The sequence below is a fragment of the Streptomyces sp. NPDC050548 genome (genome assembly GCF_044457385.1).
Lineage (GTDB): Bacteria > Actinomycetota > Actinomycetes > Streptomycetales > Streptomycetaceae > Streptomyces.
In genome coordinates this window covers 1,213,807-1,230,229 of the sequence record NZ_JBITGV010000001.1, presented here as the reverse complement: position 1 = coordinate 1,230,229, position 16,423 = coordinate 1,213,807, and the positions used below count along the sequence as shown (strand labels likewise).

The window sequence follows — 16,423 nt, the reverse complement described above, 5'->3', positions numbered from 1 at the left end:
TCCGGATATGAGCAGCTCGGCTAGCGGTGTCGTGAACGGTGGCGTCTCCTTCTGGTACGCGGACGACGGTCTTCCCGTGAGGCGGGAGCCTCTTGGAGGCGACGCCTCCGCCGATGTCGTGATCGTCGGGGGTGGGTACACGGGGTTGTGGACCGCGTACTACTTGAAGAAGGCGGATCCTTCGCTGCGTGTCACTGTCCTGGAGCAGAAGTTCTGCGGGTACGGCGCGTCGGGGCGGAACGGTGGGTGGCTCTACAACGGGATCGCGGGGCGCGATCGGTACGCCAGACTTCATGGCCGGGAAGGTGCGGTACGGCTGCAGAAGGCCATGAACGACACCGTTGCCGAGGTCGTGAAGGTCGCGGAGGAGGAGCGGATCCACGCCGACATCCATCGGGGTGGCGTGCTCGAAGTCGCTTGTACGCCTGCGCAGTTGGCCCGGCTCAAGGCCTTTCATGAGCATGAGTTGTCGTACGGCGAGAAGGACCGGGAGTTGTACGGCGCCCGTGAGACCGCTGAGCGGATTCGCGTGGCGGACGCGGTGGGGTCGTCGTGGACGCCGCATGGGGCTCGGCTGCATCCGGTGAAACTGGTGAAGGGGCTGGCGGGGGCGGTCGAGGCGTTGGGGGTTGTCATTTGTGAATCGACGCCTGTGACGGAGATTCGGCCTCGGTGCGCTGTCACGCCGTATGGGAGTGTGCGGGCGCCCTATGTGCTGCGGTGCACGGAGGGCTTCACCGCGAGTCTCAAGGGGCAGCGGCGGACCTGGCTGCCGATGAACTCCTCGATGATCGCCACCGAGCCGCTGAGCGAAGAGCAGTGGGCTTCGGTGGGGTGGGGTGGGCTGGAGACGCTGGGGGATATGGCCCACGCGTACATGTATGCGCAGCGGACTGCCGATGGGCGGATCGCGTTGGGTGGGCGTGGGGTGCCGTATCGGTTCGGGTCGAGGACCGACAACGACGGGCGGACGCAGGATGCGACTGTCGAGGCGTTGCGGGAGATCCTGGTGCGGTTCTTTCCGTCGCTGGTCGGGGTGCGGGTGGAGCACGCCTGGTCGGGGGTGCTCGGGGTGCCTCGGGACTGGTGCGCGACGGTGACCTTGGATCGGGCTACGGGGCTGGGGTGGGCGGGGGGTTACGTCGGCTCGGGGGTTGCCACGACCAACCTTGCGGCTCGGACGTTGCGGGACCTGGTGCTGCTGGACTCCGGGCAGGGGGGACCCACCGATCTCACGGGGTTGCCGTGGGTCGACCACAAGGTGCGAAAGTGGGAGCCGGAGCCGTTTCGTTGGCTGGGGGTGCAGGGGATGTACGCGACCTATCGCGCGGCGGACCGGCGTGAACTCGTCGGACATGGCGCGGAGTCTTCGCGGTTGGCGCGGATTGCGGATCGGGTGGCCGGGCGGCACTGAGACGTGCGGGTGCGTCGTCGTTCGCCTCGCGTCGAGTGTGGGTCGGTGCCGCGCCGGGGGGGTGTCCGTCCTCGGAACGGCGCGGAATCGGTCTCGCAAGATTTTGAGGGTGTTGACGCGCCAACCGCTCCGGGCGGACACCCCCCGACACGTCACCTTCGCGCCGTACGCGGCTGATCGTTGTGCTTCGGTGCTCGTGCCGTCACCATCAGGCCCGCCACCAGGCCTGCCAGGAGCATGACGGCTACGGCCCACCAGATGGCGACCGTGTAGCCGTGGACGATGCCCTCGCTGGTGATCTGGGCCTTCTGGGCCGGGGTGTGGAGGTGGGCGGCGAGGTAGGCCGCGCTGCTGGTGGTGGCGATCGTGTTGAGCAGGGCCGTGCCGATCGAACCGCCCACCTGCTGCGAGGTGTTGACGGTCGCCGATGTCACGCCCGAGTCCTCTGGGGCTACACCGGCGGTGGCTGTGGCGAAGACCGGCATGAAGATCAGGCCCATGCCCAGGCCCATCAGGATCAGGCCGGGGAGCAGTTCGGTCGCGTAGTCCGAGGTGATGGTCAGGCGGGTGAAGAAGGTCATGCCCGCCGCGGCCAGGAGCGCGCCCGGCACCATCAGGGTGCGGGGTGGTACGTGCTGCATCAGGCGGGCGGATATTTGGGTGGAGCCGATGATGATCGCGACCGTGAGGGGGAGGAAGGCCATGCCGGTTTTTACGGGGGAGTAGTCGAGGATGACCTGGAGGTAGTAGGTCATGAAGAGGAACACGCCGAACATGCCGATCACTGCCAGGCCCATGGTGAGGAAGCAGCCGGCCCGGTTGCGGTCCTTGACTATGTGGAGGGGGAGGAGGGGGCTGGGTGCGCGCGTTTGCCACCAGACGAAGGTCGTGAGCAGTACGGCGCCTGCGGCGAACAGGGTCAGGACGAGTGGGTCTGTCCAGCCTCGTGGTTCTGCCTCGCTGAAGCCGTAGACGATTGCCACGAGTCCGCCGCAGCCGAGCACTGCGCCGGGTACGTCGAGGCGGGCGCCGGTGTGGCCTGGGCGGTCGTGGAGCAGGGCGACGGCGCCGAAGACGGCGATGACTGCTATGGGGATGTTGACGTAGAGGCACCAGCGCCAGTTCAGGTATTCGGTGAGCAGGCCGCCCGCTATGAAGCCGATCGCCGAACCGCTGCCCGCCAGTGCGCCGTAGATCCCGAAGGCCTTTCCGCGTTCCTTCGGGTCGGTGAAGGTGGTGGTGAGGAGGGAGAGGGCGGAGGGGGCCAGTACGGCGGCGAAGGCGCCCTGGAGGGCTCGGGCGCCGAAGAGCATGCCGGAGGTGGTGGCCGCGCCGCCCAGTGCGGAGGCGCCGGCGAAGCCGATCAGGCCGATGATGAACGTGCGCTTGCGGCCCACGAGGTCGGCGATTCGGCCGCCGAGCAGGAGCAGGCCGCCGAAGGCGAGGGTGTAGGCGGTGATGACCCACTGGCGGTTGCCGTCGGACATGCCCAGGTCGTGCTGTGCGGAGGGGAGCGCGATGTTCACGATCGTCGCGTCGAGGACGACCATCAGCTGGGCGAGAGCGATGATCACCAGGCCCCACCAGCGCCGGGGGTCCGGCTCCGTGGCGGTTGCGCCCTCACCTGTTCGGGTGACGCTCATCTGCTCAGAAGACCATGAATCGGTGCGTATTGCATCTGAGGGTGGGGGGTGTTGTGGGGTGGTCATGGCTCCAGGACCACCTTTCCGGTCGTCTGTCGCGTCTCCAGTGCCTGGTGCGCTTTTGCCGCGGCGGACAGTGGGAAACGTTGGATCGCTGGTACGAGTCGGGCCTCGGCGGCCTCGGTGAGTGCCCGTAGTTCCAGGGTTCGGACGGGGCTCGGGCCGCCGGCCTTCCGCATCATCGCGGGGCCCAGGACTTGTACGGATACCCCTTCGAGGGCGTACGGCTCTCCGCTCGACCAGCCGAAGACGATGTGCCGGCCGGTGGGGCCGAGCAGGGCTGTCGCCTTGCGGGCGACTGTGCCGCCCACTCCGTCGAAGACGGTCGTCGCGTGTCGGCCGTCGAGCCAGGCCCTCACCTTTTCCGGCCACTCCGGGGTTGTGTAGTCGACGGCCAGGTCGGCGCCGTTCGCCCGCGCGATGGCTGTTTTCTCGGGGCCGCCTGCGAGGCCCATCACGGTGGCTCCGGCATGTTTGGCGTACTGGACCAGGAGGGTGCCGAGGCCTCCGGCTGCGGCCGGGACGATGACCGTCGAGTCTGGTCCCAGCTCGCTGAACTGCACGATTCCCATTGCCGTACGGCCCGTTCCGATCATGGCCACTGCCTGGGCGAAGTCCAGGTTCTTGGGGATCTCGTGCACCCGGTCGACATCGACCACGGCCGACTCGGCGTAGCCGCCGGGTGCGAGACCGAGGTGGGCCACCACCCGTTTCCCGAGCCACAGTGCGGCGACCTCCTCGCCGAGCGATTCGACGACTCCGGCCACCTCGCGGCCGGGGATCGTGGGGAGGGCGGGGAGTTCGGGCAGCGGGCCCTGCTCGCCTCTCCGGAGCGCGGTGTCCAGGAGGTGGACTCCGGCCGCGGCCACGGCGATACGGACCTGGCCGGGGGCGGGGGTGGGGGCGTCGACGTGTTCGTGGGTGAGGTTTTCGGCGGGGCCGAAGGTGTGGAGTCGTATGGCGTGCATGGGGTCACTCTTCGACCTCAAGCATGCTTGAGGTCAAGGGTTCGTCGACCTCGTTGTCAGTGGTGGGGTGCAGGATGGGGGCATGGCGAGGAGAGCGGCTGGCGGGACGGGTGGAGTGAAGGGGGCGCGGCGGCCGGAGGTGCGGTTGCCGGCCCTGGAGGCTTATGGGGGTGGGGGGTTGGAGCCGGACGGGGACTACGACGGGCTGGAGATCAGGGACGAGGACTTCGCGGGGCAGGACGGCGGGGGCGCCCGGTTCATGGACTGCGCGCTGACGGGCTGCGCGCTGGACGAGACGCGGCTGCATCATGCGCGCGTACTCGACTCGGTCCTCACCGGCATACGGGGTGTCGGTACCGATCTCGCGGAGTCGACCCTGAGGGATGTCGAGATCGTCGACGCCAGGATGGGGGGTGTGCAGTTGCACGGTGCCGTGCTGGAGCGGGTGGTCGTTCGGGGCGGGAAGATCGACTATCTGAATGTGCGTAAGGCACGGCTCCGGGATGTCGTCTTTGAGGGGTGCGTGCTTGTGGAGCCGGACTTTCTCGATGCCCGGCTGGAGCGGGTCGAGTTCGTGGACTGCGTGTTGAAGGGGGTGGACTTCACGGGGGTGACGTTCACCGATGTGGATCTGAGGGGCGCGGCCGAGCTGGAGATCACGCGGGGCATCGACCGGCTGTCGGGGGCCGTGATCAGCATGGGGCAACTGCTGGATCTGGCGCCGGTGTTGGCCGTGCAGATGGGGATTCGGGTGGAGGGGTGAGGGGGGTTCGTCTTGGTGGCGGGCGCGATTTCCAGCCCGTCCGGCGTTTGAGGACGAGGCCGTTCAGGCCGATGGGGGGTCTGGGGGGCGCAGCCCCCGGACGTTCACTGCACGCGGGGGAACTTCGCCTGCAGCGTCCAGATCGCCGGGTTCTCGCCTAGGGCATCGTGCATGTCCACCAGGTCGGCGATCAGGTCGTGCAGGAAGTCCCTTGCCTCGCGGCGGAGTTCGGTGTGCGAGAAGGTCAGCGGCTCCTCGTCGCGCCGCATCCAGTCGGCCTCCACGTCCACCCAGCCGAAGCGGCGCTCGAACAGCATCCGGTCCGTGGACTCGGTGAAGTCCAGCTCCGCCCGCTGCGGGCGGGACGCCCGTGAGCCCGCCGGGTCCTGGTCGATCCGCTCCACGATGTCGCACAGCGCCCACGCGAAGTCGAGCACCGGTACCCAGCCCCAGGCCGTGGCCACCTCGCGGTCCGCCTTGGTGTCGGCGAGATACACGTCACCGCAGAACAGGTCGTGCCGCAGCGCGTGGACGTCGGCGCGCCGGTAGTCGGTCTGCGGGGGGTCCGGGAAGCGGTTGGAGAGGGCGTAGCCGATGTCGAGCACGTAGGTGATGGTGTCACGGTTCGGGAGGGCGGACGGCAGCTGGAGCGATCACTCACGCCGGCCCGGTGGGACGGTCCCCGTCCTTGTTCTGTGCGGCGGCGGCCACCTCCAGGAGGGACCAGCCGTCGACCTCCGTGGCCTGCGGTTCTTCCGGTCGCGGCAGCCACCCTTGGGCCGTCGCCGCGTCGAGCAGCGCGCGGACGGCGCCGGGTTCGTGCAGGTTGAGGGAGACGCCCTGGACGTATCCCACGTCACCGGAACCCAGAGGGGCGCCGCCCGGGACGTACCGCCCGGGCCCCTCGGCGAAGACGATGCGCAGTGGGCCACCGGTCCCGGCCGGCTGGGGACGCAGGGTGAGGGTGTGGACGCAGCCCACAGGCCGACTGTCGGTGTGGCTGTGGCGCAGGCTCCAGAGGTAGGTGCGTCCGTCGGCGACGAGGCGGCGGGGCTTCTTGGCGGAACGGGGCACGGAGCCGAGCGTACGAGCTCCGGACTCATAGGATCGCGGACGTGCCCCGATCCGTACGGCTCGTTCCCCTGGCCCTCGCCTGTGTGCTGGCCCTCGCCCCGACCGCGTGCACGGGGTCGGGCACGGGCGTCCGGGGCACGTCCGGCAGTTCCGGTGTGGGCGACCCGTACTTTCCGCAGGCGGGCAACGGCGGTTACGACGTCAGCCACTACGCCTTGACCCTCGCCTACGACTCCCGCGCTCTGACCGGTACGGCGACCATCACGGCCCGGGCCACCGCCGACCTCTCCTCCTTTCACCTGGACTTCAAGGGCATGACGGTGCAGTCGCTGACGGTGGGGGGACGGAACGCCCGCTGGAGTCGGAGGGGACAGGAGCTGACGGTTCGGCCGTCGTCCGTCCTCCGCAAGGGCGGGACGTTCGAGACGACCGTGCGTTACTCCGGCGCCCCGGGGGCGATCACCGATCCGGACGGTTCGGAGGAGGGCTGGTTGCGTACGGCGGACGGTGCGGTGGCACTGGGTGAGCCGGTCGGCTCGATGGCTTGGTTCCCGGGCGACGACCATCCCTCCGACAAGGCCACGTACGACATCGCGATCACCGTGCCCAAGGGCCTGCAGGCCGTCTCCAACGGGGAGTTGAGGGCCGAGACCACGAACACCGCCGGTACGAGGACGACTTACCGCTGGCGCACCGCCCAGCCCATGGCGACCTATCTGGCCACGGTTGCGATCGGCCACTACGACATCACCCGTACGACGACGAGCGACGGCCTCCCGGTGTACACGGCGGTCGACCCGGAGGAGACGGCGGCGAGCAGGAAGGCGCTCGCCCGACTGCCGGAGATCATGGAGTGGGAGGAGTACAACTTCGGTCCGTATCCCTTCTCCTCCACCGGTGCGATCGTCGACCGGCGTGGTGACGCGGGGTACGCGTTGGAGACGCAGAACCGTCCCTTCTTTCCCGGCGCTCCCGACACCGTCCTCCTCGTCCACGAACTCGCCCACCAGTGGTACGGCGACTCCGTCACCCCGAGGACGTGGCGCGACATGTGGCTCAACGAGGGCTTCGCGACCTACGCGGAATGGCTCTGGGACGAGGACCACGACGGCGACACCGCCCAGGAGACCTTCGACGCGCTCTATGACGGGACCTACTTCGACGACCCGTCCGAGAGCGAGGCCGTCTGGGCCTTTCCGCCGGCCCGGCCCAGCTCCGCCGCGCACATCTCCGACAGTCCGGTCTATGAACGTGGCGCGATGGTGCTGCACAGGATCCGGCAGACGGTCGGCGACAGCCGGTTCTACGACATCGTCCAGGGCTGGGCCGCCGCCCACCGTCATGGCAACGCCGACACCGCGGAGTTCACGGCGTACGTGGAGCGGATGGCGCCGGGGAAGGACCTCCGGGGGATCTGGCGGGACTGGTTGTACGGGGACGGGAAGCCGGCCCACGCCTGAGAGGCTGAATCGGGCCGTTCAGCGGGTGTCCCCCAGGGAGATCAGCAGGGTGCGCAGCATCCGGGTCAGCTCGTCGCGGTCGGTGTTCTCCAGGGCCGAGAGGATCTCGATCTGGTTCTGTACGTGGCCTTCCACCACGCGGTCCACGAGGTCGCGCCCGGCGTCGGTGAGCGCGATGTGCAGGCTGCGGCGGTCGCCGGGGACGGAGTCGCGGGTGACGAGGCCGTGGGCGACGAGCCGGTCGACGCGGTTGGTGAGGGCGGCCGAGCCGATCATGACGCTGGAGGCCAGTGCCTTCGCCGTCAGCGGGCGGTCGCCGCGGCGCAGGGTGGCGAGGACGTCGAACTCCCAGGTCTCCATGTCGTACTGGGCGAAGTACTCCTTCAGCCGGGTGTTGACCAGCCGTGAAAGCCGCAGGACGCGGCCGATGGTGCCCATGGCATCGAGGTCCAGGTCGGTGCGCCGGGCGGCCCACTGGCCCATGAAGTCGTCGACGGCGTCACGGGTGACGGCATCGCTCATGGGGTCACCTCCTGTGTTCACTGTTGCTTCAGCCGCATTGATTCGACAACGAACTGTTTGACCGCACCCTAGTCCACTGCATAACCTCTCGATGTCAGACAGTTCGACGTCGAAGGATTTGGTCTCATGTCTGTGGAGTCGCCCGCGACGGATCACGCCACGGTGTCCCGGGTCATCCGGTCCCGCCGCAGCATCCGCCACTACCGGCCCGATCCGGTGCCGGCCCCGCTGCTGCGCGAGCTGGTCGAGCTGGCTCTGGAGGCTCCGTCCAGCTTCAATCTCCAGGCCCGGTCCGTCGTCGTGGTGAGCGGTGCGGCGGGGCGCAGGGCGCTGGCCGAGGCCACCGGTGGGCAGCCGCATCCTCAAGAGGCGCCGGTGACGCTGGTGTTCGTCGCCGAGTCCGGCGCCTGGCGCGAGGACCGCGGTGATGTCTGGGAGACGGCGCGGCGGGGTGGTGCGTGGTCCGAGCGGTTCGCCGCCGCCTCGCCCGAGGACGCGCGGCTCTTCCACGAGGACCTGCGCGAGCGCGGTCTTGAGCGGGAGTACGCGGTGAAGGACGCCATGATCGCCGCTTCCTTCCTCATGGTCGCCGCCGAGGCCGCGGGGCTGGCCACCAGCCCGATGAACGGCTGGGACGAGGCCGCGGTCAAGAAGGCCGTCGGCATCGACGGCCGGGACGACCTGCACATCGCCCTGCTCGTCCCGCTCGGCCACCCGGCCGAGTCCCGCCGCCATCCCGGCCGCCGGGACCGCTCGCTGACCTGCTTCAGCGAGACGTACGGCCGCTGACATCGGCGAGGGCCGGGAACGTGAGGGCGTTTCCGGCTGCCTGCGGCACGCGTCTCCGGGGCCAGGGAGTGCGGCCGGTGTCAGTCCTGCGCACCTTTCTCGTCCAACTCATCGAGGAGTACGGCGAGTTCGGCGGGCCACACGGTCTCGGTCGTGGTCCGCAGCTCCTCCCGCGTCCACCACCGCCAGGCCAGGATGCTCTCCTGGGCGTGGGCGGCGGCGAGGTGGGCGCCGGTGGGTTCGCGGTGCGGGCCGTGGGTGACGTAGATGCGTTCGTACTGGTGGGTCGGGGTGCCGGCGAAGGTGAGGTCGACCTCTCTGGTGGACAGGAGGGGGCCGGGCTCCAGGTCGGTCCAGCCGGTCTCCTCCTGGAGTTCGCGCAGGGCGGCCTCGCGCGGGGTCTCGTCGCCTTCGAGGCCGCCGCCGGGGAGGGCCCAGAAGGTGCCGCCGGTTTCGGCGTCGTCGTAGCGGAAGAGGAAGACGGAACCGGTGGGGTCGAGTACCGCGATACGGGCGGAGCGGCGGGTGGTGGGGAGCTGCTTGCGCAATACCGTGCAGGGGCGGCCGAGTTGGCGGTCCTGGCGGTGGTCGATGACGTCGTAGCCGAGGGTGGTCCAGAAGGCGAGGGCCTGCGGGTTGTTGTCAAGGACGGCCAGGCGTACGGCGGTTCGGCCGGCCGTGCGGAAGCGGTCCTCGACGAGGGTCGCCAACTGCCGTCCGTAGCCCTGCTGTTGCTGTGCGGCGTCGATCATCAGCAGGCCGATCCAGGGGTCTTCGTCGGCCGGGTCGGGGTGCGTTCCGAGGGTGATGGCGATCCCGACGAGCCGCCCCGCGCTGCGCGCGAGCAGCACCTCCACCTCCGGGTCGGCCAGCTCGTCGGCCAACGCCGTCGCCACCTGCTCGGGCCGGATGTCCTCCGGGTCCGGGAAGTCGCCGCTGAGGGCGTGGAACGCGTGGTGGGAGGCGTAGAGGGCGGCGAGTTCGGTGAGCAACTCACCGGGGAGGGCAGCGGCTTCGGTCGGCGTGAGCGGTTCGAGGAACATGGGGGCACGCTAGTGCTGCGCGAATCCGGTGTGAGGTGACACCCGCTTGATCCATACTCTGTGTCGGCGGCTACGGGGAGGGCATGTCCATGCAGCACAGGTGCGGGGGCGGGACGGTCGTACGAGCGGCGGCCGTTGTTGTCGTGGCGGTCCTGATGAGTGGCTGTTCGTCTGACGATTCGGCGCAGGGCAAGGCGTGGCAGGAGGAGTACTGCGACAAGCTGGGATCTTGGCAGCATGAGGTGCACGCCAGGACGGCCAACACCGAATCGGCAGGGGAAGCGGCCATCTACGCTTCGAAGAAGCTGGACAAAGCAGGCCTGGAACACGGTGGCACCCGCATCCTCGACGACACCGTCAACGCGATCGCCGGCGACACCGGGGCTGAGGGCCGTGCGGTGTCCTACTGCGACAGCGCGGGCTTCGAGGCCTCGGTGGAATCGGTCGGCTGATGCCGTGTGCGGTGGCGCTCCGCCGTACTCGCCCTTCCTCGTAGCGGCCGCACACGACGGCCGTCAACGCTCAGGCCTCCAGCCCCGCATACGGCATGTCATGAAGTACCCGGTGGTGGACGATCTTCCACTCGCCGTCGATGCGCCGCAGGTCGGTGTCGTAGTAGCCGGACTCGATGGGACGGATGGTGCCCTGGGCGCCGAACGCGTCCTCGGGCCAGCCGCCCTCCGGGCGGGAGAGGGCGCGGACCTCGAAGACCACGAAGTGGGCGTTCATGTGGGCCCGGTCGCCTGCGACCTCGATGAGGTGGTCGGCCGTGACGTGGTGGCTGGAGCCGCCCTCGGGGTGCGGGGCCATGAAGTTGTCGACCGCGTACGCCACTCCCGCGCTGCCGATGATGGGCTCGCCGATCTGCTCGTAGGCGTCGGGGCCGGTCTTGACGAAGACGTCCACGATCGCGTCGTCGGTGAACAGGGCGCCCTGGCTCTTGCCGTCCCGCCGGTCGGCGGCGCGGACATAGTGGGCCAGGATCTCCTGGACCTTGCGCTCGTCGCTCATGGTTCGCACGTTCCTCTCGTGTGTCCGAAGTGGGGCTCGCTGACTGCTTCGAGTCGACCATCGGGAACGGGGCGGAGCCATGAGGGTTCCGGCAAGGGTCGATACCCTTGAGGTATGGATCGTCTGGAGACCCGCGAACTCGCCTACTTCGTCGCGGTCGCCGAGGAACTGCACTTCGGCCGCGCCGCCGAGCGCCTGGGCATCGCCCAGCCCCCGCTGTCCCGCGCGATCAGCCGGCTGGAACGCCGGATGGGCGTACGGCTGCTGGAGCGCACCAGCCGCCGGGTCGCGCTCACCGACGCCGGTGCCGTGTTCCTGGACGAGAGCCGACGGCTGCTCGACTCGCTCGACGCGGCCGTACGGCGGACGCGGCGGGTGCCGCAGCCCGGCCGGCTGGTGATGGCCGTACGTCCCGGCACCGCGTCCGGACTGATCGCCGAACTGCTGCGCTCCTCCGAGGTCGGCGGTCACGACATCGTCTTCACCCATGACCGCCCGGCCGCCCTCAGGGACGGCCGCGCCGACATCGCGCTGCTGTGCGTCGGCAGCGACGACCTCACCGGGCTGCGGACCGCCGACCTGGCCGAGGAGGCGCCCTTCGCGCTGGTTCCGCGTGACCATCCGCTGACCCGCCGCCCCGCGGTGACGGTCGCGGAACTGGGCCGGGACCCGCACTACGCCCGCGAGTGCCCACCCGTCGGCCTCGACGAGATCATCGACCGGGTCGCGCTCGGCCGCCTGGTCACCGTCGTGGGTTCGGGGGCCGCCGAACGGATCTCCCCCGAGGTGACCGCCGTACCGGTGTCGGACCTCCCGCCCACCCGTCTCGCCCTCGCCTGGCCCGAGGGCGCGTCCCGCCCGGCCGTCGCCGCGTTCGTGCGCACGGCCCGCGCGGCGGAGGCACGGCGGACCCTCGACGCGAGGGACGCGCGAGACGCGAGGGACAGAGCCGGGGCCGACCTGCGCTGATCGGTCCGCCCCTTACCGGAACGGGATGTTCAGCCAGGGGCTCCCCGGATCGGACGTCAGGATCCGGTGCGCGGTGACCATCTCCTGGTACCAGGGGCCGAACTCCTCCTCGTCGAAGTGGAGGCAGCGGCCCAGGATGTAGCCGGCCGAGAAGTCCGGCCAGGAGCGATAGGCGAGGGAGGCGGCGCGGCCCGCGCGGACGAGCGCCGACTCGGTCTCCGGCAGGGTGCAGAAGCGGGCGCCGAGTCCCCAGCGGGCCATCTTCGAGGCGCGGCCCAGGTCCCAGGCCTCGACGGAGGTGACATGGCGGTTCTCGTCGAGGATGCCGTCGGCCCGCATCCGGGCCTCGTAGCGGGTGATGCGGCCGATGAGGTGTTGTACGCCCTCGATGCGGGCCTCGGTCTCGGACGCGGGGCGCGGGTCCGTCTTCGTGACGCCGTCCTCCGTGATGACCGTGGAGCCCTCGGAGTCGGCGCGGATGACGGTGGCTACGGCCTGCCGCCAGTAGCCGGTGTCGACGTGGCCGCCGAAGTCGCGGGCGATGGTGCGGCGCAGGCTCAGCGCGAACTCCCACACGGAGCTGGAGGCTTCGGCGGCGAGCAGGTTGCGCAGGTGCTGCTGCCATGCGGCGCGGGTGGTGATGCCCCACCATTCGCGCAGCTGCCGGCGCTCACCGTCGTAGCCGCTGCCGTGCCAGGCCGGTGCGTTCCACAGGGAGCCGTTGCTGACGCAGAGGAGGGCTCCGCAGGCCAGGCCGTGGGCGACGGGACCGTGCAGTGCGCCGCCGACGTGCAGGGCGCGCAGGCGCATCGCGGTGGCGGGCGTGCCCGCGTGTTCGGCCGCGCGCGACCAGTCCGTCGTGCCCCGGGGGCCGTAGGGGAGGGGGAGTTCGCAGGGGGTGCCGGGGTTGATGACGAGGGTGGGCGGGCACTGCGGGGTCCAGGCGTCGGCTATCCAGCGCAGTGAGGCGCGCGAGTAGACCATGTCGGTGCGCGGCGCGGGGAGCATGCCGTCGGTGAACAGTTCCCAGTGCCGGGTGCCGTGTCGGACATCGCGGATGAACACGCGGTGCACACGGTCGGGTTGGGCGTCGTAGGCCTCGCGGGACATCTCGTAGTAGAGGTGGGTCCGGGCCAGTACGTCGTAGTACGCGGGCCAGTCGCCGCGCGCCCTGGCCCCGGCGAGGTCCCGCTCGGTCTCGGTCGGCGGGGTCCAGGCGGGCGGACCGGCGGGCGGGGGAGGCCCGAAACCGGCGGAGGGCGGTCCGAACGACATGGGTGCTCTGTCCTTCCAGGGTCCAGCCGCTGCTGACCCCGGCACACTCCCACACGGGTCTGAGACGCCCCTGTGGGCCCCCGGAAACGCCCTTCCCAGTTGTGCCCGAGGCCCCCGGCCGCAGTCACGCGGTCAGGGGCCTCGCACAGTGCACTGCGGGCGGGTTGTCCGTCAGACGTTGACGCCGAAGTCCTGGGCGATGCCGACCAGGCCCGAGGCGTAACCCTGGCCCACCGCGCGGAACTTCCACTCCGCGCCGTTGCGGTACAGCTCGCCGAAGACCATCGCCGTCTCCGTCGCCGCGTCCTCGGAGAGGTCGTAGCGGGCGATCTCCGCGCCGCCCGCCTGGTTCACGATGCGGATGTAGGCGTTGCGGACCTGGCCGAAGTTCTGCGAGCGGGTCTCCGCGTCGTAGATCGAGACCGGGAAGACGATCTTGTCGATGTCCGCCGGGAGGCCGGCCAGGTTGACGTTGATCGCCTCGTCGTCGCCCGCGCCCTCGCCCGTGCGGTTGTCGCCGGTGTGGACGATGGTCTGGTCCGGGGTCGACTTGTTGTTGAAGAAGATGAAGTGGCCCTCCGAGTAGACCTTGCCCTCGGGGTTGACCGCGATCGCCGAGGCGTCGAGGTCGAAGTCCGTGCCGGTGGTGGTGCGGACGTCCCAGCCGAGGCCTACGGTGACGGCGGTCAGGCCCGGGGCCTCCTTGGTGAGCGAGACGTTGCCACCCTTGGACAGGCTTACAGCCATTGTTGGGAGTCCTTCCCTCGTTGCGGTGCGGGCTTCGTACTGAGGACGAAGCTACCGGTACCTCTATGAACGCCAAGAGGGGTATCGAAGGTTCCACGTGGCTTTACTTTCTTTACCCGGCGACGTTCCAGGTAATTGGCGTGACGTGGACCGGACAGGCAGGCGACCATGGGGACATGTCCGGTCCTTATCTCATCCGCGGCTCCGTCTCCCTGCCCGAGGCCGAGCTGATGTGGCGTTTCTCGCGGTCGTCGGGGCCGGGCGGGCAGCACGTCAACACCAGCGACTCCCAGGTGGAACTCCGCTTCGACCTGGCGAAGACCGAGGCCCTGCCCGAGGTGTGGAAGGCCCGCGCGCTGGAGCGCCTCGCCTCCCGGCTCGTCGACGGCGTGGTGACCGTACGGTCCTCCGAGCACCGCTCCCAGTGGCGCAACCGCGAGACCGCCGCCGTACGCCTCGCCGCGCTCCTCGCGGAGGCCACCGCGCCGCCCCCGAAACCGCGCAGGCCCACCCGGATCCCCCGGGGCATCAACGAGCGCCGGCTGCGCGAGAAGAAGGCGCGCTCCGACACCAAGCGGGGGCGGACCGGGCGCGACTGGGGGTAATCCCCGGTTCCCGCCGCCGGTTGTCACATCCTCGGCCCGCGCTCCGTCGTAGCAGTGACGACGGACCGCGACGAGGAGTGTTCACCTGTGGGCGACTTCGCATTTCCCCGACAATTCCCGCAGCGACAGGACAGCGAATTTCTCGCCGCCCGGTTCGAATCCCACCGTGCCCGCCTGCACGCCGTCGCGCACCGCATGCTCGGCTCGTCCGCCGAGGCCGACGACGCCGTGCAGGAGGCCTGGGTACGGCTGAGCCGGACCGACGCGGAAAAGGTGGAGAACCTCGCGGGCTGGCTCACCACCGTCGTGGGCCGGGTCTGCCTCGACATGCTCCGCTCCCGCACCTCCCGCGCCGAGGAACCCCTCGACGCCGGCGCCCCGGTCCCGGCCGCCGTGCCCACCCCCGAACAGGACGCCCTCCTCGCCGACTCGGTCGGGGCCGCGCTCCTCGTCGTACTGGAGACCCTGACGCCCGCCGAACGGCTCGCGTTCGTGCTGCACGACCTGTTCGCGGTGCCGTTCGAGGAGATCGCGTCCATCGTCGGCCGTACGCCCACGGCGGCACGGCAGTTGGCGAGCCGGGCCCGGCGGCGGGTGCGCGGGGCGCCCGCGCCGGACGGGGATCCGGTACGGCAGCGGGTGGTCGCCGACGCGTTTCTGGCCGCCGTGCGCGAGGGGGACTTCGAGGCGCTGGTGAAGGTGCTCGACCCGGACGTGGTCGCGCGCTCCGGGGACACGGTGACCGCGGGTGCCGCCGCCGTGGCGACCGGCGCGACCTCCTTCGCCCACTTCGCGGCCTTCGCCCGGCCCGCCCTGGTCGACGGCGCCACCGCCATCGCCCTCGTCGTCGACGGCCGCCCCGAGCGCACTCTGACCTTCACCTTCGTCGGCGACCGCATCGCCGCGATCGACATCGTGACGGAGGCGGAGAAGGTGGCGCTGCTGGACGTACGGCTCGTGTGAGGCGCGGCTACGACAGTTCCAGCACCCCGACCGTCTCGCCCTCGCTCAGCTCGCCGTTGGGCCGGAAACCGAGCCCCAGATAGAAGTTCGCCGGCCCGGCCGCGCCCTCGTGCCAGGTGACGTAGAGCTCCTTGCCGCCCCGGCGGCGGATCTCGGCGGCGACGGATTCGACGGCGAACCGGCCGTAGCCGCGCCCCTGTTGGTCCGCCGCGATGTTCAGGCGCCACAGGCCGGAACGGATGACGGTGCCGTCCAGGTTCCAGTCGATGTCGAAGAAGGCCATGAGGAAGCCGACGGGGCGGTCCTGGTCGACGATCAGGCGGGGCCAGGCGGTGCCGGGGTGGACGTAGGCCTCGGCGAGGGATTTCACGACGGGGGAGACCGCGAATTCCTGGTCGGGGTGGACCCGAATGCCCAGGGCGGCGTCGATGTTGGCGCGGGTGATCTCTTCGAGGCGGGGCCCTGGTTCGGCGGTGGTGATCGTCGTCATGGGGGCACGGTAGGCGGACCGCTCACCGGGGGGCGACCGAATTCCCGGTCACCCCAACTGCCGGTACCTGCCGCGGAAATAGGCCAGCGGGCCGCCGTCGGTGCTCGTCGCCTCCGCCGTCAGTACGCGGCCGATGACGAGGGTGTGGTCCCCGGCCGGAATCCGTTGTTCCGTGCGGCATTCGAGGGTCGCGAGGGCGCCGCGCACCAGGGGCGCGCCGGACGCCGCCCCGTGGACGTAGGGGATGTCGTCGAAGAGGAGGCGGTCGCTGATGCGGCCCTTCATCGCGAAGCGGCCCGCGATGTGGCGCTGGCTCTCGGAGAGGACGGAGACGGCCCACAGGGGCTGTTCGTCGAGGAGGTCGTCCATGCGGGAGCCGTTGCGGAGGCTGACCAGGACCAGCGGCGGGTCCAGGGAGACCGACATGAAGGCGGTCGCCGTCATGCCCACGTCCTCGCCGACCGGGGCGTGCGGGTCGTCCGGGTCGTACGGCTCCTCGTGCGCGGTCACCAGGACCACGCCCGCGGCCAGCCGGGCGAGGGCGGCGCGGAACTCGTCGTTGCTCACCCCCACAGCATGCCCGGAGGGGAGGGACCCGGTGATCGACGCGGTGTTCAGCACGCCGGG

The 16,423-nt window shown here is 70.2% G+C and carries 19 protein-coding genes; 8 read left to right on the top strand and 11 right to left on the bottom strand.

Annotation, left to right across the window (positions count from 1 at the left end):
• The first annotated feature begins 7 nt into the window (after positions 1-7).
• Complete coding sequence (locus ACIBJH_RS05835) at positions 8-1,414, top strand: NAD(P)/FAD-dependent oxidoreductase (protein ID WP_399115552.1); 1,407 nt, start codon at positions 8-10, stop codon at positions 1,412-1,414.
• Between the two features lie 152 nt (positions 1,415-1,566).
• On the opposite strand, the gene ACIBJH_RS05830 is transcribed toward ACIBJH_RS05835, so the two are convergent.
• Together ACIBJH_RS05830 and ACIBJH_RS05825 are read right to left on the bottom strand one after the other, a co-directional pair.
• Positions 1,567-3,057: an MFS transporter gene (locus ACIBJH_RS05830; RefSeq protein WP_399115551.1), complete on the bottom strand. Its 1,491-nt coding sequence runs from the start codon at positions 3,055-3,057 to the stop codon at positions 1,567-1,569.
• A gap of 62 nt (positions 3,058-3,119) precedes the next feature.
• Positions 3,120-4,085 (bottom strand): zinc-binding dehydrogenase, encoded by a 966-nt coding sequence (locus ACIBJH_RS05825; RefSeq protein ID WP_399115550.1) that lies wholly within the window; start codon positions 4,083-4,085, stop codon positions 3,120-3,122.
• 82 nt (positions 4,086-4,167) lie between these two features.
• Between ACIBJH_RS05825 and ACIBJH_RS05820 the strand changes: the two genes are divergently transcribed.
• Positions 4,168-4,848: a pentapeptide repeat-containing protein gene (locus ACIBJH_RS05820; protein WP_399115549.1), complete on the top strand. Its 681-nt coding sequence runs from the start codon at positions 4,168-4,170 to the stop codon at positions 4,846-4,848.
• A 104-nt stretch (positions 4,849-4,952) separates the two neighbouring features.
• Here the strand turns inward: ACIBJH_RS05820 and ACIBJH_RS05815 are convergent, their stop codons facing one another.
• A complete protein-coding gene (locus tag ACIBJH_RS05815) occupies positions 4,953-5,453 on the bottom strand; it encodes a hypothetical protein (protein ID WP_262061395.1) in 501 nt (166 codons plus the stop codon).
• 52 nt (positions 5,454-5,505) lie between these two features.
• Positions 5,506-5,922, bottom strand: coding sequence for a hypothetical protein (locus ACIBJH_RS05810; RefSeq protein ID WP_399115548.1), 417 nt, complete (start codon positions 5,920-5,922; stop codon positions 5,506-5,508).
• 41 nt (positions 5,923-5,963) lie between these two features.
• Here ACIBJH_RS05810 and ACIBJH_RS05805 point away from each other — a divergent pair, with 41 nt between their 5' ends.
• Entirely contained in the window at positions 5,964-7,382 is a 1,419-nt protein-coding gene (locus ACIBJH_RS05805) for a M1 family metallopeptidase (protein ID WP_399115547.1), read from the top strand.
• Between the two features lie 18 nt (positions 7,383-7,400).
• Here the strand turns inward: ACIBJH_RS05805 and ACIBJH_RS05800 are convergent, their stop codons facing one another.
• The gene (locus ACIBJH_RS05800) at positions 7,401-7,904 is read right to left on the bottom strand and encodes a MarR family winged helix-turn-helix transcriptional regulator (protein WP_399115546.1); all 504 of its coding nucleotides are present in this window, start codon (positions 7,902-7,904) and stop codon (positions 7,401-7,403) included.
• 126 nt (positions 7,905-8,030) lie between these two features.
• Here ACIBJH_RS05800 and ACIBJH_RS05795 point away from each other — a divergent pair, with 126 nt between their 5' ends.
• Positions 8,031-8,693 carry a nitroreductase family protein gene (locus ACIBJH_RS05795; protein ID WP_399115545.1) on the top strand — a complete coding sequence of 221 codons (663 nt, stop codon included), beginning with the start codon at positions 8,031-8,033 and terminating at the stop codon, positions 8,691-8,693.
• A gap of 80 nt (positions 8,694-8,773) precedes the next feature.
• On the opposite strand, the gene ACIBJH_RS05790 is transcribed toward ACIBJH_RS05795, so the two are convergent.
• Positions 8,774-9,736 (bottom strand): GNAT family N-acetyltransferase, encoded by a 963-nt coding sequence (locus ACIBJH_RS05790; protein ID WP_399115544.1) that lies wholly within the window; start codon positions 9,734-9,736, stop codon positions 8,774-8,776.
• A gap of 143 nt (positions 9,737-9,879) precedes the next feature.
• On the opposite strand from ACIBJH_RS05790, the gene ACIBJH_RS05785 reads away from it, so the two are divergent.
• The gene (locus ACIBJH_RS05785; RefSeq protein WP_399115543.1) at positions 9,880-10,188 is read left to right on the top strand and encodes a hypothetical protein; all 309 of its coding nucleotides are present in this window, start codon (positions 9,880-9,882) and stop codon (positions 10,186-10,188) included.
• 70 nt (positions 10,189-10,258) lie between these two features.
• On the opposite strand, the gene ACIBJH_RS05780 is transcribed toward ACIBJH_RS05785, so the two are convergent.
• Positions 10,259-10,747, bottom strand: a complete 489-nt coding sequence (locus ACIBJH_RS05780) for a nuclear transport factor 2 family protein (protein WP_399115542.1) — start codon at positions 10,745-10,747, stop codon at positions 10,259-10,261.
• Positions 10,748-10,861: 114 nt separating this feature from the next.
• On the opposite strand from ACIBJH_RS05780, the gene ACIBJH_RS05775 reads away from it, so the two are divergent.
• Positions 10,862-11,716: a LysR family transcriptional regulator gene (locus ACIBJH_RS05775; protein ID WP_399115541.1), complete on the top strand. Its 855-nt coding sequence runs from the start codon at positions 10,862-10,864 to the stop codon at positions 11,714-11,716.
• A gap of 12 nt (positions 11,717-11,728) precedes the next feature.
• Here ACIBJH_RS05775 and ACIBJH_RS05770 read toward each other — a convergent pair whose 3' ends face one another.
• The gene (locus tag ACIBJH_RS05770; RefSeq protein ID WP_399115540.1) at positions 11,729-12,991 is read right to left on the bottom strand and encodes a DUF1266 domain-containing protein; all 1,263 of its coding nucleotides are present in this window, start codon (positions 12,989-12,991) and stop codon (positions 11,729-11,731) included.
• A 171-nt stretch (positions 12,992-13,162) separates the two neighbouring features.
• Entirely contained in the window at positions 13,163-13,738 is a 576-nt protein-coding gene (locus ACIBJH_RS05765) for a TerD family protein (protein WP_019072463.1), read from the bottom strand.
• A 176-nt stretch (positions 13,739-13,914) separates the two neighbouring features.
• On the opposite strand from ACIBJH_RS05765, the gene arfB reads away from it, so the two are divergent.
• Both arfB and ACIBJH_RS05755 read left to right on the top strand, forming a co-directional pair.
• Positions 13,915-14,343: an alternative ribosome rescue aminoacyl-tRNA hydrolase ArfB gene (gene arfB, locus ACIBJH_RS05760; RefSeq protein ID WP_019072464.1), complete on the top strand. Its 429-nt coding sequence runs from the start codon at positions 13,915-13,917 to the stop codon at positions 14,341-14,343.
• Positions 14,344-14,430: 87 nt separating this feature from the next.
• Positions 14,431-15,306, top strand: a complete 876-nt coding sequence (locus tag ACIBJH_RS05755) for a sigma-70 family RNA polymerase sigma factor (RefSeq protein ID WP_399115539.1) — start codon at positions 14,431-14,433, stop codon at positions 15,304-15,306.
• Positions 15,307-15,313: 7 nt separating this feature from the next.
• On the opposite strand, the gene ACIBJH_RS05750 is transcribed toward ACIBJH_RS05755, so the two are convergent.
• Both ACIBJH_RS05750 and ACIBJH_RS05745 read right to left on the bottom strand, forming a co-directional pair.
• Positions 15,314-15,796, bottom strand: a complete 483-nt coding sequence (locus ACIBJH_RS05750; protein ID WP_399115538.1) for a GNAT family N-acetyltransferase — start codon at positions 15,794-15,796, stop codon at positions 15,314-15,316.
• A gap of 48 nt (positions 15,797-15,844) precedes the next feature.
• Positions 15,845-16,417 (bottom strand): flavin reductase family protein, encoded by a 573-nt coding sequence (locus ACIBJH_RS05745; protein ID WP_399115537.1) that lies wholly within the window; start codon positions 16,415-16,417, stop codon positions 15,845-15,847.
• Positions 16,418-16,423 lie beyond the last annotated feature (6 nt).

What these genes read in the sequence shown, in the direction of transcription:
- ACIBJH_RS05835 (WP_399115552.1), top strand. Translation starts at nt 8, where the DNA reads ATGAGCAGCTCGGCTAGCGGTGTCGTGAACGGTGGCGTCTCCTTCTGG.
- ACIBJH_RS05765 (WP_019072463.1), bottom strand. Translation starts at nt 13,738, where the DNA reads ATGGCTGTAAGCCTGTCCAAGGGTGGCAACGTCTCGCTCACCAAGGAG.
- ACIBJH_RS05825 (WP_399115550.1), bottom strand. Translation starts at nt 4,085, where the DNA reads ATGCACGCCATACGACTCCACACCTTCGGCCCCGCCGAAAACCTCACC.
- ACIBJH_RS05820 (WP_399115549.1), top strand. Translation starts at nt 4,168, where the DNA reads ATGGCGAGGAGAGCGGCTGGCGGGACGGGTGGAGTGAAGGGGGCGCGG.
- ACIBJH_RS05770 (WP_399115540.1), bottom strand. Translation starts at nt 12,991, where the DNA reads ATGTCGTTCGGACCGCCCTCCGCCGGTTTCGGGCCTCCCCCGCCCGCC.
- ACIBJH_RS05830 (WP_399115551.1), bottom strand. Translation starts at nt 3,057, where the DNA reads ATGAGCGTCACCCGAACAGGTGAGGGCGCAACCGCCACGGAGCCGGAC.
- arfB (WP_019072464.1), top strand. Translation starts at nt 13,915, where the DNA reads ATGTCCGGTCCTTATCTCATCCGCGGCTCCGTCTCCCTGCCCGAGGCC.
- ACIBJH_RS05775 (WP_399115541.1), top strand. Translation starts at nt 10,862, where the DNA reads ATGGATCGTCTGGAGACCCGCGAACTCGCCTACTTCGTCGCGGTCGCC.
- ACIBJH_RS05800 (WP_399115546.1), bottom strand. Translation starts at nt 7,904, where the DNA reads ATGAGCGATGCCGTCACCCGTGACGCCGTCGACGACTTCATGGGCCAG.
- ACIBJH_RS05790 (WP_399115544.1), bottom strand. Translation starts at nt 9,736, where the DNA reads ATGTTCCTCGAACCGCTCACGCCGACCGAAGCCGCTGCCCTCCCCGGT.
- ACIBJH_RS05750 (WP_399115538.1), bottom strand. Translation starts at nt 15,796, where the DNA reads ATGACGACGATCACCACCGCCGAACCAGGGCCCCGCCTCGAAGAGATC.
- ACIBJH_RS05795 (WP_399115545.1), top strand. Translation starts at nt 8,031, where the DNA reads ATGTCTGTGGAGTCGCCCGCGACGGATCACGCCACGGTGTCCCGGGTC.
- ACIBJH_RS05780 (WP_399115542.1), bottom strand. Translation starts at nt 10,747, where the DNA reads ATGAGCGACGAGCGCAAGGTCCAGGAGATCCTGGCCCACTATGTCCGC.